Origin of the sequence: Nostoc sp., from assembly GCF_036917395.1 — a bacterium.
Taxonomy (GTDB): domain Bacteria; phylum Cyanobacteriota; class Cyanobacteriia; order Cyanobacteriales; family Nostocaceae; genus Nostoc.
The window spans coordinates 99,380-116,179 of sequence record NZ_JBALDI010000029.1 but is presented as its reverse complement, the minus strand read 5'-3'; the positions used below and the strand labels follow the sequence as shown (position 1 = coordinate 116,179).

Sequence of the window (16,800 nt, the reverse complement as noted above, 5' to 3'; positions counted from 1 at the left end):
TCTGTTAGGAGTTAAATTCAATTTATAACTCATAACTCATAACTTTACTCACAACTCCTAACTTTTGTTATGCACCACGTTTCTATTCGGACTGCAAATATTCATCGAGCGATCGCTTTCTACGAACATTTGGGGTTTACAATTTCGGAACGCTTCACTACAGGCTACACTCTAGCTTGCTGGATGGAAGGATTGGGCGGCAGAATTGAACTGATCCAAATACCCGAACCAAAGCCAGCCCCAGATGCTTTTGCTGACGAACATTATGTGGGATACTATCATCTCTCGTTCGATTTAACTGAGATTACACCAGATTTACCTAGTTGGTTGACAAATTTACAACAACGTGTATCACTAACTGCTGAGAGTCAACCCGAAGTATTACAACCGTTGAAAGTACTTTTAGAACCGACACAACAGCAAATAGGCGATCGCATTTACGAAGTGGCTTTCATCGCCGATACCGATGGCTTACCTCTGGAATTCATTCGGGTTTTAGCAAAACTCCCATAATTTAGCTTTTTTATTACCTTTGTTGCTAATATATTGTTTTTCTGTATTGTTACCGAAGTAACAGATTTTATTATCAGATTAAACTATGGTCACTCTCCAAAATAACTATGTAACTTAATTTACAGATATATCTGCTAAATACATGTATGGATTTTCCAGATTTTATAAATATCCCTTGCCGTTATTACTTTTAAGCTTATGGCTAGTAGCGGTTTTTTTGTTAAGCGATCAACCTGTTCATAGCCAACATGCAGCTATATCTAACAAAGAAAAATACCACTCAACCTTGCTAGCAAAAACAATAATGCCCTCAACACTGACAGAAAACGTCCGCAAGACAGTGCTGGAGAATGGTTTAACTGTTCTGACAAAGGAAGTACATACCGCGCCAGTGGTGACGGTACAGGTATGGTACAAGGTTGGCTCAGGCGACGAAGAACCGGGCGTGAATGGTATTGCTCACCAGTTAGAACACATGATGTTTAAAGGTACTCTAAATCGTCCGATTCAATTTGGCCGTTTGTTTAGTGCTTTAGGTAGTGATTCTAATGCTTTCACCAGCTATGACCAAACTGCATATTATGGTACTGTAGAACCAAATAAGCTGAAAGCGCTCTTGGTGCTAGAAGCAGACAGAATGCAAAATTCCCAAATTGAGCCAGAACAACTAGCGAGTGAGAAGCGAGTAGTAATTTCCGAGTTGCAGGGTTACGAAAATAGCCCAGAATATCGCCTCAACCGTGCCGTCATGCAGGCGGTGTTTCCCAATCATGCTTACGGGTTGCCTGTAGGTGGAACCAAAGCTGATGTCGAGAAATTTGAAGTTGAGCAGGTACAAAAATATTACCGTAATTTTTACAGTCCTGATAATGCCGTCTTAGTGATTGTTGGAGATTTTCAAACTGCAAATACCCTGGAAACAATTAAAGAGGTGTTTGGCAAACTCCCGAAGAAAGTGAGGAGTGAGAAGTTAGGAGTTAGGAGTAAAAATACTTTTACCCCATCTACCTCACTCAGGACTCCCATAGTGTTGCGAGAACCGGGAGCAGGGCGGCTATTGCAAGCAGTGTATCCGCTACCGGATGTGAATCAACCGGATGTGCCTGCGCTGGATGTGATGGATTACATCTTGACAGAGGGACGGAATTCTAGACTTTATCAGGCATTAGTGGAATCAGGTTTAGCTAGTGAAGTTACAGCATCCGTTACCAGTTTGCGAGAATCTGGCTGGTATGAGGTGTTGGTGACGGCTGGATCTAAACAAGATTTGAAAAAAATTGACTCAGTGTTGAGTAGTGCGATCGCTAATGTAGCAGAAAAAGGTGTGACATCTGAGGAAGTAGAACGAGCTAAAACTCAATTAACAGCAGATGTAATTTTGAGTAACCGTGATATCACCTCTCAAGCAATGCGATTGGGCAATGATGAGACAACTGCTGGTGATTATCGCTACACAGACCGTTATTTGGCAGCTGTCCGTCTGGTGAAGCCGATGGATGTTGTTGCTGTGATTAACAAATACCTGACAAAAGAAGCCCGGATAGCAGGCTTTTTTGAACCAACTCAGAAGCGGATAATAGGAGTTGGTGACAAACCAGACTCAGCCCAAACTACAGAGAATTTCTCTCCTGGCGTACCCGTGCTTCCTTCTGAGGTTGCGAAATACTTACCGCCTGTGGATTTGGCTAGAGATGCAATCGCACGAGTATTACTACAGGAATTCAAATTTACTAACGGACTGCGGATATTACTGTTACCAGATAATAGTACTCCTACTGTTACCCTGAGCGGACACATTCAAGCTGGGACGGAATTTGATCCAGATGATCAAGCTGGACTAGCTGCTTTTGTCGCAGATAATTTGCTCAATGGTACTAAGAGCAAGGATGTCTTAACTATTGCCAAAGTATTGGCAGAACGAGGAGTGAGTCTAAACTTTCAAACCTACCGCGAAGGTGTACATATCGAAGGTGATAGTTTAGCTCTTGATTTGCCGATAATCCTGGAGATATTGGCAGATGTTGTGAAAAATAGTACCTTTCCAGTCAAAGAATTGGAATTGCATCGCCAACAAACTTTAACTGATCTGCAACTGGAATTAGATGAGCCATCAGAAATAGCCCGAAGAATATTTGTTCAGTCAATTTACCCGAAAAAACATCCTTTACATACTTTTCCCACAGAGGAGAGTTTACAGCAGATTCAGCGCCAGGATGTGATTGATTTCAAAGCCAAACATTATCGTCCAGACACGACAGTGCTAGCGCTGGTGGGAGATTTTGATCTAGACATTGTGCGATCGCTGATTAAAAATAAGTTTGGTGACTGGGAAGTTAGCGGCCAAGCACCCACATTAAAATATCCCACGGTATCAATGCCGGAGAAAATAGTGAGTGTCAACCCAGTCTTACCAGGTAAAGCCCAAGCTGTTACTTATATGGGTTACACAGGTATTAACCGTTATGATCCTCGGTTTCATGCAGCCTTAATATTGAACCAGATTTTGGGAGGCGATACCCTATCTAGTAGACTAGGTGCAGAAGTGCGCGATCGCCAAGGTTTGAGTTATGGAATTTATAGCTCCTTCCAAGCCGGGAAAAATGCAGGGACATTTGTGATTGAGATGCAAACTAGTCCAGAAGATAGCAGTAAAGCGATCGCTAGCACCCGCCAAATACTACAGCAAATCCATCAACAAGGTGTCACTGCCCTGGAAGTAGAAACAGCTAAACGCACCTTCATCAGTAACTACAACGTTTCCCTGGCAAACCCAGAAGAATTAACAGATAAAATTCTGATGAATGAGGTGTACGGACTAGATAAAGGAGAATTGCACTCCTTCACTGATAAAATCCAGAAAGTCACTCTTGACCAAGTTAATCAAGCGGCTCGTGAGTTACTCCACCCAGATCAAATCGTCGTCGTTACTGCTGGGCCATCTGTATTAGCAGAGAAAAATATTCGCTAATTGGGGAATGGGGAATTGGGACAAATGACAACAATTAATCTAGCTCATCAGGATTCACGCCTAACTGACGCAAACGTTCTGTTAATTGTTCTGCCTTTTCTCTTGCTTGAGCCGCTTCTTGTCTTGCTTGAGCCGCTTCTTGTTTAGCCGTAACCGCTTCTTCTGTAGCTAGTGGAATTAATTCTCCTGCTAAGGTAAACCACCTTAACCATAACTTGGGAATATCTTGAAATGACCCCTGCCATAATCCCAAACTTAAACCCAACTCTGGCATTGGTAAACGTCCCTCAGTCAAATTCATCGGTTCATAGTGACCGCCTACTAGCTGAAAAGCTTGGAGTTCATCAGTATAGCGACTAAAAACAATATAGTAGGGAATCCGCAGAATTCGTTCATAAACTTCCCATTTGCTGGGAGGTTTATGGGCTGCGTTGTTTTTCATGCCTAAATCTTCCGCTTCTGTACCTGGAGATAATAATTCCACTACCACAAAGGGATTTGCTGGTTCTTGCCAAGTTACATAACTTAAACGCAAGTCCTCCCCTTTGTAGAGTTTTGATACTCCTACCACACCAAACCAATCTGGGCGCTTATACCATAAAGGATGCTGGAGATCATAGTAAAGATTAAGGTCAGCAGCGCTGTAAACTAATTCTGGATTCCAGATAGTGGGTTGAAAAGTTAAGTATAAAAGTAAAGGCTGTAAAAAGTGAAAATCGTCTGGCAAACCTGGTTCCTCTGGGTTATCACTCGGTAAATCATACATCGTTGGTAGGGTTTCCCAAGGAGGAAGGGGAGGGTCAGATTGAGGGATAAAGGAAGGAGAGGAAGTCATAAGGAGTTTGGCAGGAAATTGATTAATTATATTGGTAAATGCTATCAGTTGCGGTTAACTAATCTTAGTCAACTGAAACGCTATTTTACCGCCAAAGATTTTGCCGATGACATCTGGACGCAAAAAGTCGAAGCGGGGAAAGTAGAAATTAAAGCAGCCATCCATGACACTGGAACTCAAGTCCAACACATCAGGAGTACGCGAATATGTTATTCTATATACGTTAGGGGCTAAACCGGAAGAATCATTATCAGGAATTGAAATAACTTAAATATAGATATTATTTCTCAAGTAATCTAGAGAAAGCATTGATACTTCAGCGGCAGAGCCATCAGTAATTATTAATTTCCTATGAACATTTTCAGTAACTTACTTCCTCAAACAACTCAGCCTGCAACATCGAAAAAACAGCGCCGAGGAATTGAAATTAAATCGCCGCGTGAAATTGAAATCATGCGGCAATCAGCGATAATTGTGGCAACTGTCCTAAAAGAAATTTCTGAGCTAGTAAAGCCAGGAATGACTACAGCTGATTTGGATGCTTATGCAGAAAAACGTATCCGCCAAATGGGTGCAACACCGAGTTTTAAAGGATATCATGGTTTTCCAGGTTCTATCTGTTCCAGCATTAACAATGAAGCAGTACATGGCATTCCTAGTCCCAAGAAAGTGATTCGCGTAGGGGATGTATTAAAAGTAGATACGGGCGCTTATTACCAAGGCTTTCATGGTGATTCTTGTATTTCAATTGCTGTTGGTGAAGTGACGCAAGAAGCTGCTAAATTAATTCGCGTAGCAGAAGAAGCTTTATATAAAGGCATTGAACAAGTAAAGGCTGGCGTCTACCTGCTTGACCTAGCTGGAGCAATTGAAGACCATGTGAAAGTTAACGGCTTTAGTATAGTCGAAGAATTCACTGGACACGGTGTCGGTCGTAACCTGCACGAAGAACCTTCAGTATTCAACTACCGGACCCGCGAGATGCCAAATGTTAAACTCCGTGCGGGGATGACGCTGGCAATTGAGCCAATTTTAAATGCCGGTTCTAGACACACCCGGACATTATCTGACCGTTGGACAGCAGTCACTGTGGATAATTCTTTATCGGCTCAGTTTGAGCATACAGTGTTGGTAACAGAGACTGGTTATGAGATTTTGACTGACCGTTCTAAGGTTTAGTCGTGTCAGGACTACGAGAAACCAGATCCCCGACAACTTTTACGAAGTCGGGGATCTGCAACTTGCAATTCTTGCAAATAAAATAAGATTACTATAGTCTATTTTTTAATTTTAGATTAAGTAAATATAGCAATCCTAAATGAGTCGTGAAAATCTCCAATTCTTCTCTCTGCGCTACGGGCAGTTTGCTCAAGTCGGGAAACCCGCCCATGCAACTGCCCTCCTCTGTGCCTCTGCGGTTAATTTATTTTTACAAATGATTTAGGACTGCTATAAGCATAAATAAACCTAACTATGTAACAAAATGTAAAAAGCTAGAAGTTCTTGTGATTGCTTCACTTCCTTTCATTACGTACCCAACGGGAAGGTTTACGCCAACGCAATCACATAGTTATAAATTTTCCCGCCTACCTACTTATTTGACTGATAGCTGCATAGTTAGTTTTATAAATAGGAAGTGTTTCTTCAGCTTGTATAGAGACAGACGTATTCTCTGGAATAGCTTTTAATAAATTGATTGCTTGTTGCCATTTATCTTGTGCTTGCTGCCGAATTATTAGCGAATGAGATGAATTTTGTCCAAATAAATTAGCTTCTATTGCTAGTTTTTGGGCTGATTCTAAGTTTGCTAAGGCTTTCTTTTCAATTAAGACTCTTTGACTGATAAATTTATAGTTAATCCGATAGTAAGCCAATTTATTCTTTGCCTGGTTATAAACTGATGTTTCATTAGGAATACTATCTAACAAATTTATTGCCTGACGCCATTTGTTTTGTGCTTGTTGCCAGACTTGTAGAGGATGCGGTGGATTTTGAACCAGAGAAGCAGCCTCCATACCAAGTTTTTGAGCAGATTTAAAGTTAGCGATGGCTGCGCCAACCTCTGGGGCGATCGCACTTCCTTCTTGAGTTAAACTTAGACTTTGCTCTTGAATTTTCCAACTACCAAAACCTAAGATTAATAAACTTGAGGCGATCAGCAAAGCCGAACAGACTATTTTTTGCGTCGAATATGGTACTATTTCTACATGCTGGCTAATAATTGCTTCTTTACTATTTTCCTGTTCAATCTTTTTTAGGGCTTGTTCTGCCTGTTCCCTTAAAGTGTCACCCTGAATAATTAAAGCAACAATTTGTTCTTGGAAAAAATCACAATCATTCAGAATATCTGTCAATTCTTGAAATTTACCATCACTCGATATAATTAATTCGTGGTCATCATCTAACCATTCTAAGACGAAGCCCGATTTGCCACAAAAAGCAGACACTCCTAATAAAATATTTAATAAGCTACGACTATTTTTCATCGTGTTAAAAATATAATTTAACTTTTGTTGCAACTGTAATAATTCATTTTGATAATTACTGATATTTTGAATTTGATGCTCTAACAGATGAGAATTTTCCAAATATAAGTTAATCTTTAAGTTTTCAGTAATTACCTGAAAGTTGGCGCAGAGACTGAGATGATTAATATCAGAATTTATTTGATTGACTAACTGAACATCACTGAGAATATCAGTAGCTATTGCCTGTAAAAAATAACCCCATTCAATCCAACCATCAATTTTTGATTGTAAATCAGTTAATGAAATTTGAGTTTTTGAGTTGCCAAATTTTTCTGCTATAGCTGGATATACTAACCCAACACTAGGTATAAACAAACTAGCTACAGTACCTATTCGAGGAAGTGTAGCGATCGCAGAATTGTTGATGTTCTCAAATTTCAATTCCTGAGCAATTAATTTTTTAAGATTCCGTAGTTGTTCCTGAGCATTATTGATCAGGATAATTTGTTCCATGATTTGATTAGAATCGCCAATAGTCAGTTTGAGACTCTGAATCAGTGTTGGCAATTCACTAACAAGTATTTCTAGGTTAGCCATAAATACCCCTTAGGGATTTGTTTAAAGTTTATACGGAACAATTAAAATGGCTTGAGTAAGAACATAACCACGCCTGTTGCATCTGTGCTTCCTTTGTGAGTGACATATCTCAGGAGTTATAAAATGTATAGTTCCCGGAAATCCTGCTAAAGTAACAATTGAAGTTTCAAAATTCCAGAGAAAGCCAAAATTACCCATTCACTAACTTATGAATGAAGTTGATTTAGCGTTTACCCCAGCACTAGAGTTGGCGCAATTAATTCGTCGCCGGGAAGTATCACCGCTAGAGTTGGTGGAAATATATTTAAAACGGATTGGGCAGTTAAATCCCCAATTAGGAAGTTATTTTACGGTAACGGCAGAACTAGCGATCGCAGATGCCAAAGCCAAAACAGAATTATTGACAACTACCTCCGAATTACCGCCATTTTTTGGGGTACCGATTTCGATTAAAGACCTCAATGCTGTAGCAGGTGTTACCTGTACTTTTGGAAATCCGGCATTATTGAACAATATCCCTAACTATGATGATGGCGTTGTGACGCGGATTAAGCAAGCTGGGTTTACTATTCTCGGTAAAACAGCCACTTCCGAATTAGGTTCATTGCCATACAGTGAACCTACGGGTTTTCCCCCAGCTATAAATCCGTGGAATTTAGAATACACCCCTGGCGGTTCTAGTGGTGGCGCAGCGGCGGCGGTAGCAGCGGGATTGTGTGCGATCGCTCAAGGTTCTGATGGCGGTGGTTCAATTCGGGGGCCTGCGGCTTGTTGTGGTTTGGTGGGACTAAAACCATCCAGGGGCAGAGTGAGTAAAGCACCCGTAGGCGAACGCCTGGCTGGAATTGCCGCCAACGGCCCAATCGCCCGGAGTGTCGCTGATGCTGCTGCCCTTTTGGATGCCATATCTGGCTATGTCACAGGCGATCCTTACTGGTTGCCCGATCCCGAACCATCATTTCTCGCCGCCACTCAGACAAAACTCGGTGCTTTGCGAATTGCCTTTGACACTAGCATTTCTCCTTTGGGAGAAGCTGACGCCAACTGTCAGCAAGGTGTCCGCCAAACAGTCGAGTTATTAGAACAACTTGGTCACCAAGTTGAACAGAAATCCCCGGATTTTAGTGGTTTAGTTGAACCATTTCAAATGGTTTGGCAAGCTGGGGTGGCTGCGTCAGGACTTCCTGTTGAAGCCTTGCAGCCATTGAATCGCTGGCTATTTGCCCGTACAGGTTCTGTTGCAGAATACCTGCAAGCAGTTTCCCAAATGCAGATAGTGGCACGGCAGATTGTGGCGTTTTTCGACACCGTGGATGTGCTGGTATTGCCAGTTTATCTACATTCACCTATCCGCGTTGGGGAATGGGCTTCGCTGAGTCCAGAAGAGACATTCCAAAATATTATTGAATGGGTTGCCCCTTGTCCACCTGCTAATGCAACTGGACAACCTGCGATCGCAATTCCTGTAGGCTTCGATAGTAAGGGTTTACCCATGAGTGTGCAGCTAATTGGCAAACCTGCGGCTGAAGCTACCCTGATCAGCCTAGCAGCACAATTAGAAGCGGCTAACCCTTGGATTCATCATCGTCCAGCCTTTGCAATATCAGGCTAATCATGCAGGCATCCCTGGAACAACTTTCACAAATTATTGTGTTTTCAGGTTTAGAAACAGCAGACAAAGTAAATTTGCAATCTTCCACTCAGGTGCAACGCTATCGCAAAGGAGAGATTATTCTGCATGAGAGCGATCGCTTACCAGCAAAACTCTATGCTGTTGTCAGTGGATCAATTCAAGTTACCAAAACAGCAATGACGGGGAAAGAAACGATTCTCCGCGCCTTAGCTGCTGGAGAAATTTTTGCGGCTCCAGCTTTATTAGGAAATGGAATTTCTCCAGCAACTGTGACTGCTGAATCTGATTGTGAGATTCTGACTGTAGAGCGAGATGCTTTATTAAAAGCTATTGGGCAAAATCCGGAAATTGCATTACGAATGCTGATGGTTTTTAACAGTCGGATTCAGCAATTACATGAAACAGTCCACGGATTAGTTTCTGAAAGAGCTATTGTTCGTCTTGCCAGGTTAATTCAATATTTTGCTGCCGAATCGGGAACTGATTCGAGTCCACAAGGCGAGTGTTTAAAAGTGAAATTATCTTATTATCGTATGGCTCGGAGTAGCGGCATTACTTACGAAGAATGTGTGCGGTTAATTAAAAGTCTCAAGTCAGTAATTGCCTATCGTCGGGGTGGGACGATTATAATCCTTGATGCTGAGAAATTGGATGCGATCGCTTCTGGTACTACCTGAACATATTAAATAATCTGCTCTATAATAATTCGGTTGGATTTTTACAAAAGATTACCAGAGAATACAGATAAATGTCTCAAGTTTGCGCGGTTCCAGCAAAACCTTTTTAAGTGACTGGACGTACCACACGAATTAGTTTTCCTTGCAACGATTCTTCTGCTGTCACAGCCTCATTTATTCGGGATGCAAGCTGCTGCCAATTACGATTGTTAGTGCAAACAATAATACCAAAATGATTAGAATTTCGACGATGCAAGCGAATAAAATCATCCCTGTTGATAGTTAAAATCGAGCGTTCCTGGCTAGTTGCAAATCCCAGCACTTCCTCATCTGGTATGCCTCGTTGTGCATTTCCTGCTTCCTGAACTGTCAAAACATCATGCCCCAAAGTGCGTAATAGTTCCACAACTGGAAGCGGAAACTGCTCATCCGCGTAAAAGCGTGCCATTAACTAGGCTACCTCATTTCGTTCAATCGCTAGTTCAATTTCATCGGGATAAGCTTCTGCATATCCCCAAGCATTAGTTAAATCTCTAGTTGTAATGGTTGGATAACTCGTCAAAAGGTCAGCATCACTATATCCAAGACGACGAGCTTCCACAAGTACCCAGACGGGAATACGAGTTTTAGCAATGCGAGCATCTCCACCACAGACTCTGGGGGTTTTCTCAATTCCTTGCCAATTGCTACCTAGACTTTGAGCAAGTAACTGAATAGCCTGCAATTTTTCACCAGGATTGAGGGCAAGAAGTTGTTGTTCTAAGTCTTTGAGTGTCACGGATGTAAATCCTCTAATGTTTTCCCAGGCTACATTTACAATTTTATTTGTTCCCCAACTAAAACTAAACATAAAGCCGCGATGCTTTCCACTCGTGGACAAGAATAGCGTAAAGAAAGTTGTCGTACCATCTACCTTTGATTAACTCTTTTTCCCGCAGATGACCCTCACGAAGCATACCAATTTTTTCTAATACCCTTACAGAAGCAACATTCTCTGCAACACACCAAGACCAGATACGATGCATTCCTAGTTCTTCAAAGCCGAACTTTAAAATTGCCTGTGCTGCTTCTGTTGCATAACCTTGTCCCCAATACTGAGTATTTAGTTCATAACCGATATTTGCTTCCTGCATTTCCCGGTCGTTTACACGAATACCACAATTGCCAATAAGCCAATTTTCTTCTTTGAGGACAACAGCTAACTGAAACTTTGTCCGTGGTTGCTCTTTTTGCTGCTCAATAAATATCTGGATAAACTCGCAAACATCCTTTTGTGTGCGGTGCGTCCAATCGTTGTAACGCAAGTACAAAGGATCAGATTGATAGGCAAAAACCGCCTGCCAGTCTGCCTCTATAAAGTCACGCATTAGCAAGCGGTGTGTTTCTAAGATCATGTCTTTTCTCTATGCGCTGAGTGCAGGCAATCTAGGAATTTTAACTTTTACATTTTGCAGCCTGCTAAATCTACGTAAGCTAGTGGAATGATTAAGTTGCCTGATCAATTTTTTGCACTTCTTGATCAGATAGTTTCACATTTATAGCTTGTGCTGAGTCTTCAATGCTGGAAATCTTGCTAGCACCAGGAATTGGCAAAATAGCAGGCGATTTGGAACGCAACCACGCCAAAACGATATTATACACAGACACGCCTTTTTCTTTAGCTAACTGAGCGATCGCGGGGATATCTTGCAAGTCCTGATGGCGACGCCTACCACCAAAGGGACTCCAAGGCAAAAAGGTCAATCCTTGCTGTTCGCAATACTTCAACACGCCATCTTTTTCTGGCTGTCGTTGCCAAGGGCTGTATTGATTCTGCACCGAGACAATATCTACCACATCCCGCGCCCGCTTAATTTGTTCAACGGAAAAGTTAGAAACTCCCACAAACCGAATCAAACCAGCCTCCACTGCTTCTTTAACTGGTGTAAGGGATTCTTCAATGGTGTAATTAGAATCGGGAGAATGGTATTGCCAAACATCGATAGGTTTAGCACCACCCAACGCCTCAAAACTAACTCGAATTGTTTCGCGTAAATGTTCTGGGTTGCCGTTGCTTGTCCAGTTGCCATTGGGACGCATCAAACCGCCCTTAGTTGCCACAATTACTTGGCTAACATCACCTTTGTAACTACTAAGTGCCTTGTGAATTAATTGCTCGTTGTGGTGCTTTTCTGACTCATCTTTGCAGTAAGAGTCGGCAGTATCAATAAATGTAATACCCACATCCAAGGCCTGATGAATAACTTGGATTGATTGCGATTCGGGAGGGCGATTAGAAATTGACATGGGCATACCACCCAAACCGATCGCACTCACAAAAATACCAGTTTTTCCTAGCTGTTTGGTTTCCATGCATCTAGCTATAGCTTTCTGCCCCAATTATGTACCAGCTAGCCAAAGCTTTTTTAACGATTCATCAGAAATCTTCCCTAGTACTTAGATTTGGCGATAAGTGAATGGGCTATGAAGGGAATACTCTACTTAATGGTATGAACTGTCTTGGGTTATAACTGCGACTTCAAGATACCGAAGTCGTTTTGCTTATTAACACAACCTAGTTAACTACAAATACCCACTTTGTCAGTTTGTTTAATTAAGCTATGTTTGGTAAATAAAATAAGTAGCCTACACGATCGGCTGTTATTCCACACTTGACATAAAGCATTGTGAGTGCAAAACGTCTGCCAGAAACCATTGCCCATGTCAGAATTACTCGCCAATCCTGGCAACACGGCTTCCTTGAAGGCGAAGTGAGTGCGGGTGAGTTTGAGTGGCATTTCCAGTGGCATTTTCGCCGGGGAGAACTTGCCGTCAAGCCTTCTCAAGGCCGTGCCTTAATCAAAGAACCCCTCGGTCGATTCTTGGAGCAACAAGATTACCAGCTAGAGCCTGGAGGAGACTATGCTTTCACTATTCGGGCGGAACTTTAGGAGTTATGAGTTAAGAGTTAAGAGTTAGGAGTTTGGAGTTGTGAAGATATTAATTCCTAACTCATAACTCCTCACTCATAACTCCTCACTGCTGATTCCGTGAGGCGATTTAAGTATCTTTCGATTAAGAGGATGGCAACAATGTCATCTATCGGTCTTGGTGGCTGTCGCAGACCCTGCGGCAATAACTTTATTAGCCCTTTGGGCGGGAACATTTGCCAATAGCGATCGCGTGCTTCTAAGCTTGTGTAGCGCTCATCCACTAAAATAATATTCAGCGGTTCTGTCAATTCCTGATATAATTGCTGTCTCCACTGCTTGGCTGTAGTTTGGTCGCCCATGACCATCAAGGAAATCGGAAACTTTTGACGCAGTGTCTCAATGGTAGCGATCGCCTCTTTTGCTAGCACGACCTGATGATAATGCAGTTGCCGATCCAGTCCCATCACCGCTAAACCACACTTATCTCGACCTGGATCAAACCCCAAAATGACTGGTTGCGTTGGTGAAAATTCACGGGAAATCATAAGAAATTAAAAATTAAAAATTAAGAATTAGAAATATTCGCATAGCATCTCGTAGAGAAGAAATGCAATTGCAGCAAGTATTTTAGCTGCTGTTCAAATATGTTTAAATCTTACTAATAACAGTGTGCAAATATTTTTTTATTTTTTAAGTACTAAAAATGATTTGTCCGTTTACTATTGCCACTAATTTTACTCTCAATGGTCCGGCTGTATAAGTGTCCTCTGCTGCGATCGCTTTGACTTCCAATGGTTGATTATACTGTCTTAATTGGGTTACAAAGCGCAGAAAAGTCCCTTCTACTTGGACATTTTCCACAATTCCGGCGTTCCGGGCCCGAAATTGGGAAGCAGAAATCAGTATTTCCAGCCGCTGCTGTAACTGATAGGATGTCATGGTTTTGGAATCAGTAGTAGTTGTGGCCAGCACTGCGCCTCCCGAAAAAACCAATTGATTTCGGGCTGTATCAGCGAAAAATTCGATCTGCTTTTCTCCCCTGACGTAATTACCAGCCGAGAAAATTCGCACCACGTATTCTTGACCATCGCCAATCTGCTTGCTTAATTGCTCAATCCTATCCTGGGTCACGCGCAGTAGCTCTACATTTGCAGGATTTGCACCAGGCTCACTTAATTCGAGGTTAGCGTTGCGATTGGCTTCTTGTAAAAGTTGTATCACTGCAAGGCTTGCAGCAGCAGCTTGGGTAACACGAACTACACCAGCAGACAGAACTTGACCGCGAACTAAGGCCAGCTTACCTAGACGCAGGTCGCGGTAAGACTGATAATATTTTTCCAGCCTTGCAACTTCCATTTCTAGTTGCTCCTGTTGTGCTTCCAATTCTTTGAGGCGCGATTCCCGTGTGGCAATCACTTGCTCTCGCGCCGTAATTTCTACATTCCGCTTTTGAATCAGTTGATCGAGTTGGACGATTTTTTGATCGCGCACTTCTATCGCTTCTTGACGGTTAGCAAGTTCGCGATCGCGTTTTTCAATCGCTGTTTTGGCTTCGTCAATGGCTTTTTTAGCTTCAGCGTACAGTCGTTGACGTTCTGTCTTCAGTAGTCCAACTGCCGCCTGTAGCTCCTTTCTCTGATTGTAAACGCTTTGGAGTTCAGCTATGGCTTTTTGGTACTGAGTTACAACTTGTTCTAGCTGACCTTGAGTGCGTTGGAGTTGAGTTTGAGTTTGAGCTTGTTGATTAATGGTGCGATTCAACTGAGCTTGTGTTTGGCGTTGTTTGGCATTCGCCGCCTGCAAATATTGATTGATTACCTGCAAGTCTTGTTGTGCTTTTGCTTGGGCAATTCTTGCTTGGTTTAGCTCACTCTCTACCTGACTTTTCTGAGTTTCTGCGGTTTTTAGCTGTTCCCGCTTCTGCCTAAGGTCTGTTTGAATATCCTCTAATTCAAAGACTCCCTTTCGCAAGCCTTCATCGGCAGCGAATAAAATCCCTAAAGTTGATGCTGAAATCAAACCACCCGTAAAAATCGTTACCAGTACAGCAGTGTTTTTCGGACGAAGATTAAAAAGTGAGAGGCGGGCTTTGCCAACTCGTGTGCCGATGCGATCGCCCACGGTTGCAATTACGCCTCCCAGAATTAAAATTGCTGCGATGAGGATGTATCCGGTGGTCATCTTTAGCTACCGAAATCCTTCCAGATACAGCCTACTACTTTTAACCATTGTCTGGAAAGAAGTGGAAATTGGCAATAGCAGAAATTACTCAATTTTAGATTTACCTCTAGCTATTAGTGTCATTTTTCAAAATACAACACGCGCCAATTCCCCTTTCTCCAATTGCATTTATGTGAATTGCCTACTTAAGGTAACAGGTTTGTGCACAGTAATCTTCTTTTTGTGGATAGAAATCATCTTTTTTTCACGCAAATCCCCCAGTAGCCTAGTGACAGTAACACGAGTTGAACCAATTGCTTCTGCGATCGCTTGATGAGATAACTTCAGATCAATAGTGATCCCATCTGCACAAGGAACCCCAAAATCCCGACAAAGAATTAACAAAAAACTCACCAACCTGGAACCCATATCTCGGTGAGCGAGAGTTTCAATCATCATCTCTGTCTGTAAAATGCGCGAAGACAGACCTCGCAGCATTAACATTGATAATTCTGGATTTTCCTTGAGTGCTTGCTCCACTTGTTCAATTGGTGCTGACAGTAATTCCACAGGGGTAAATGCAACCGCATGGTAAAACCTATCCGACTTATTTCCTGTCAGCAAAGACAATACACCAAAAACACTATTTTCTCGCAGCAGTGCTACCGTTATTTCCTCTCCTGCCTCGTACACCCTGGAAAGTTTAACAGCACCTTTCAAAAGAAAATAAACTCGTTCGGCAGGATCGCCAGGAAAAAAGATCGTTTTATTGCGTTCAAACGTTTCCACAACTGGCGGAAACGCCCCGGTCGCCATCTGACGAAATACATTTGCTAGGGCTTTATCTTGTGTCACGATCATCTCCCTTCCCCTACCCAATGCCGGAAAAAAAAAAACTGATTACCTAAGAATACACCTGAAAAATGAATAAAGCACCGTCAACCTTTCTGTACTTTCCTATACTCAAACTAATCGCTTCATAACTCTTTGTTTATAATGATACATAATTGTTGATCCTTTCAGCTACTAGTTCTTGATAAGTAGTTACAATAGCAGTATTAAAAAGGGTTTTTTAAAGAACAAATAAAGATATCTTGAGAATATCTTTAGGAAAAATCAAGAATTTTGTCACAGGAAACACCCTTACCAATATTCATTTTTGCAACTCCTGTGTAAAACAAAGACAAAACGTGCCTCAGATTCTAGTATGCTCCTAATGATTGATCGCATTAACAATTTATATGCTGAATCTGACTGGAAAAAATGCTCTTGTTACAGGTATTGCCAATAACCGCTCGATCGCCTGGGGCATCGCCCAACAGCTGCATAAAGCCGGAGCAAATCTGGGTATTACCTACCTGCCGGATGAACGCGGCAAGATGGAGAAAAAAGTTGCGGAATTGGTAGAACCCCTCAACCCCAGCTTATTTCTTCCCTGTAATGTCCAAAATGATCAACAGATTCAATCTACTTTTGAGACAATTCGTGATCAGTGGGGGAAGTTAGACATCCTCATCCATTGTCTTGCCTTTGCTAGCAAAGATGATTTGAGTGGAGATTTTAGCCAAACCTCTCGTTCAGGCTTCAACACCGCCTTAGAAATCAGTACCTACTCGCTGGTGCAGTTAAGTGGCGCAGCTAAACCTTTGATGACAGACGGAGGTAGTATTGTCACCCTGACATATTTAGGCGGTGTCAGGGCAATCCCTAACTATAACGTTATGGGAGTTGCCAAGGCGGGGTTAGAAATTAGTGTGCGTTACCTAGCCGCTGAACTAGGACCGCAAAATATCCGCGTCAATGCCATCTCCGCAGGTCCCATCCGTACTTTGGCATCTTCAGCAGTGGGTGGAATTTTGGATATGATTCATCATGTAGAAGAAATAGCTCCCTTACGACGCACCGTTACTCAGTTAGAAGTGGGCAATGCTGCGGCTTTCTTATGTAGTGATTTGTCCAGCGGTATTACCGGACAAGTTTTGTATGTAGATGCAGGATATGAAATTATGGGAATGTGACGCGATAAAGTGAGGAGTT

17 protein-coding genes and 1 pseudogene are annotated in these 16,800 nt (G+C 42.2%); 9 read left to right on the top strand and 9 right to left on the bottom strand.

The annotated features are described in order from the left end of the window. Nucleotides 1–69 precede the first annotated feature (69 nt). Nucleotides 70–513, top strand: a complete 444-nt coding sequence (locus V7K46_RS11375; protein WP_335113092.1) for a VOC family protein — start codon at nt 70–72, stop codon at nt 511–513. Nucleotides 514–655: 142 nt separating this feature from the next. After that, entirely contained in the window at nt 656–3,481 is a 2,826-nt protein-coding gene (locus V7K46_RS11370) for a M16 family metallopeptidase (protein ID WP_335113090.1), read from the top strand. Between the two features lie 34 nt (nt 3,482–3,515). Here V7K46_RS11370 and V7K46_RS11365 read toward each other — a convergent pair whose 3' ends face one another. Then, the gene (locus V7K46_RS11365) at nt 3,516–4,316 is read right to left on the bottom strand and encodes a Uma2 family endonuclease (protein ID WP_335113088.1); all 801 of its coding nucleotides are present in this window, start codon (nt 4,314–4,316) and stop codon (nt 3,516–3,518) included. A gap of 33 nt (nt 4,317–4,349) precedes the next feature. Between V7K46_RS11365 and V7K46_RS11360 the strand changes: the two are divergent. The 3 genes and pseudogenes from V7K46_RS11360 to V7K46_RS11350 all read left to right on the top strand — a co-directional run. After that, nucleotides 4,350–4,484, top strand: a pseudogene (locus tag V7K46_RS11360) (copper-binding protein); the annotation flags it as partial. A 183-nt stretch (nt 4,485–4,667) separates the two neighbouring features. Beyond that, on the top strand, nt 4,668–5,495 hold the full coding sequence (map, locus tag V7K46_RS11355) for a type I methionyl aminopeptidase (protein ID WP_335113086.1): 828 nt from the start codon (nt 4,668–4,670) through the stop codon (nt 5,493–5,495). A gap of 139 nt (nt 5,496–5,634) precedes the next feature. Then, nucleotides 5,635–5,760, top strand: coding sequence for a hypothetical protein (locus V7K46_RS11350; RefSeq protein WP_335113084.1), 126 nt, complete (start codon nt 5,635–5,637; stop codon nt 5,758–5,760). A 142-nt stretch (nt 5,761–5,902) separates the two neighbouring features. On the opposite strand, the gene V7K46_RS11345 is transcribed toward V7K46_RS11350, so the two are convergent. After that, nucleotides 5,903–7,381 (bottom strand): hypothetical protein, encoded by a 1,479-nt coding sequence (locus V7K46_RS11345; RefSeq protein ID WP_335113082.1) that lies wholly within the window; start codon nt 7,379–7,381, stop codon nt 5,903–5,905. A gap of 208 nt (nt 7,382–7,589) precedes the next feature. Here V7K46_RS11345 and V7K46_RS11340 point away from each other — a divergent pair, with 208 nt between their 5' ends. Both V7K46_RS11340 and V7K46_RS11335 read left to right on the top strand, forming a co-directional pair. Continuing rightward, on the top strand, nt 7,590–8,993 hold the full coding sequence (locus V7K46_RS11340; protein WP_335113080.1) for an amidase: 1,404 nt from the start codon (nt 7,590–7,592) through the stop codon (nt 8,991–8,993). Between the two features lie 2 nt (nt 8,994–8,995). Continuing rightward, on the top strand, nt 8,996–9,691 hold the full coding sequence (locus tag V7K46_RS11335; RefSeq protein WP_335113078.1) for a Crp/Fnr family transcriptional regulator: 696 nt from the start codon (nt 8,996–8,998) through the stop codon (nt 9,689–9,691). Nucleotides 9,692–9,797: 106 nt separating this feature from the next. On the opposite strand, the gene V7K46_RS11330 is transcribed toward V7K46_RS11335, so the two are convergent. From V7K46_RS11330 to V7K46_RS11315, 4 genes are all read right to left on the bottom strand, one after another. Continuing rightward, nucleotides 9,798–10,139, bottom strand: coding sequence for a DUF5615 family PIN-like protein (locus V7K46_RS11330; RefSeq protein ID WP_335113076.1), 342 nt, complete (start codon nt 10,137–10,139; stop codon nt 9,798–9,800). A 3-nt stretch (nt 10,140–10,142) separates the two neighbouring features. Next, nucleotides 10,143–10,541, bottom strand: a complete 399-nt coding sequence (locus V7K46_RS11325) for a DUF433 domain-containing protein (protein ID WP_442939831.1) — start codon at nt 10,539–10,541, stop codon at nt 10,143–10,145. After that, nucleotides 10,534–11,085 (bottom strand): GNAT family N-acetyltransferase, encoded by a 552-nt coding sequence (locus tag V7K46_RS11320; protein ID WP_335113074.1) that lies wholly within the window; start codon nt 11,083–11,085, stop codon nt 10,534–10,536. The genes V7K46_RS11325 and V7K46_RS11320 overlap by 8 nt, the downstream gene beginning before the upstream one ends. 91 nt (nt 11,086–11,176) lie before the next feature. Continuing rightward, on the bottom strand, nt 11,177–12,043 hold the full coding sequence (locus V7K46_RS11315; protein WP_335113072.1) for an aldo/keto reductase: 867 nt from the start codon (nt 12,041–12,043) through the stop codon (nt 11,177–11,179). Between the two features lie 314 nt (nt 12,044–12,357). On the opposite strand from V7K46_RS11315, the gene V7K46_RS11310 reads away from it, so the two are divergent. Next, on the top strand, nt 12,358–12,621 hold the full coding sequence (locus tag V7K46_RS11310) for a DUF3146 family protein (RefSeq protein ID WP_069070640.1): 264 nt from the start codon (nt 12,358–12,360) through the stop codon (nt 12,619–12,621). Between the two features lie 71 nt (nt 12,622–12,692). Here the strand turns inward: V7K46_RS11310 and V7K46_RS11305 are convergent, their stop codons facing one another. The 3 genes from V7K46_RS11305 to ntcA form a co-directional block, all read right to left on the bottom strand. Then, nucleotides 12,693–13,148 carry a Holliday junction resolvase RuvX gene (locus V7K46_RS11305; protein ID WP_335113069.1) on the bottom strand — a complete coding sequence of 152 codons (456 nt, stop codon included), beginning with the start codon at nt 13,146–13,148 and terminating at the stop codon, nt 12,693–12,695. Nucleotides 13,149–13,293: 145 nt separating this feature from the next. Next, nucleotides 13,294–14,784 carry a DUF3084 domain-containing protein gene (locus V7K46_RS11300; protein WP_335113067.1) on the bottom strand — a complete coding sequence of 497 codons (1,491 nt, stop codon included), beginning with the start codon at nt 14,782–14,784 and terminating at the stop codon, nt 13,294–13,296. Between the two features lie 168 nt (nt 14,785–14,952). After that, nucleotides 14,953–15,624, bottom strand: coding sequence for a global nitrogen regulator NtcA (gene ntcA, locus V7K46_RS11295; RefSeq protein ID WP_010998529.1), 672 nt, complete (start codon nt 15,622–15,624; stop codon nt 14,953–14,955). A 380-nt stretch (nt 15,625–16,004) separates the two neighbouring features. On the opposite strand from ntcA, the gene fabI reads away from it, so the two are divergent. Further along, a complete protein-coding gene (fabI, locus tag V7K46_RS11290) occupies nt 16,005–16,781 on the top strand; it encodes an enoyl-ACP reductase FabI (protein ID WP_335113065.1) in 777 nt (258 codons plus the stop codon). The last annotated feature ends 19 nt before the right edge of the window (nt 16,782–16,800 follow it).

Coding starts and splice junctions, on each gene's coding strand:
- V7K46_RS11330 (WP_335113076.1), bottom strand. CDS start 10,139: ATGGCACGCTTTTACGCGGATGAGCAGTTTCCGCTTCCAGTTGTGGAA.
- V7K46_RS11340 (WP_335113080.1), top strand. CDS start 7,590: ATGAATGAAGTTGATTTAGCGTTTACCCCAGCACTAGAGTTGGCGCAA.
- V7K46_RS11325 (WP_442939831.1), bottom strand. CDS start 10,541: ATGTTTAGTTTTAGTTGGGGAACAAATAAAATTGTAAATGTAGCCTGG.
- fabI (WP_335113065.1), top strand. CDS start 16,005: ATGCTGAATCTGACTGGAAAAAATGCTCTTGTTACAGGTATTGCCAAT.
- V7K46_RS11370 (WP_335113090.1), top strand. CDS start 656: ATGTATGGATTTTCCAGATTTTATAAATATCCCTTGCCGTTATTACTT.
- V7K46_RS11350 (WP_335113084.1), top strand. CDS start 5,635: ATGAGTCGTGAAAATCTCCAATTCTTCTCTCTGCGCTACGGGCAGTTT.
- V7K46_RS11345 (WP_335113082.1), bottom strand. CDS start 7,381: ATGGCTAACCTAGAAATACTTGTTAGTGAATTGCCAACACTGATTCAG.
- V7K46_RS11300 (WP_335113067.1), bottom strand. CDS start 14,784: ATGACCACCGGATACATCCTCATCGCAGCAATTTTAATTCTGGGAGGC.
- V7K46_RS11335 (WP_335113078.1), top strand. CDS start 8,996: ATGCAGGCATCCCTGGAACAACTTTCACAAATTATTGTGTTTTCAGGT.
- map (WP_335113086.1), top strand. CDS start 4,668: ATGAACATTTTCAGTAACTTACTTCCTCAAACAACTCAGCCTGCAACA.
- V7K46_RS11315 (WP_335113072.1), bottom strand. CDS start 12,043: ATGGAAACCAAACAGCTAGGAAAAACTGGTATTTTTGTGAGTGCGATC.
- V7K46_RS11305 (WP_335113069.1), bottom strand. CDS start 13,148: ATGATTTCCCGTGAATTTTCACCAACGCAACCAGTCATTTTGGGGTTT.
- V7K46_RS11365 (WP_335113088.1), bottom strand. CDS start 4,316: ATGACTTCCTCTCCTTCCTTTATCCCTCAATCTGACCCTCCCCTTCCT.
- V7K46_RS11320 (WP_335113074.1), bottom strand. CDS start 11,085: ATGATCTTAGAAACACACCGCTTGCTAATGCGTGACTTTATAGAGGCA.
- ntcA (WP_010998529.1), bottom strand. CDS start 15,624: ATGATCGTGACACAAGATAAAGCCCTAGCAAATGTATTTCGTCAGATG.
- V7K46_RS11375 (WP_335113092.1), top strand. CDS start 70: ATGCACCACGTTTCTATTCGGACTGCAAATATTCATCGAGCGATCGCT.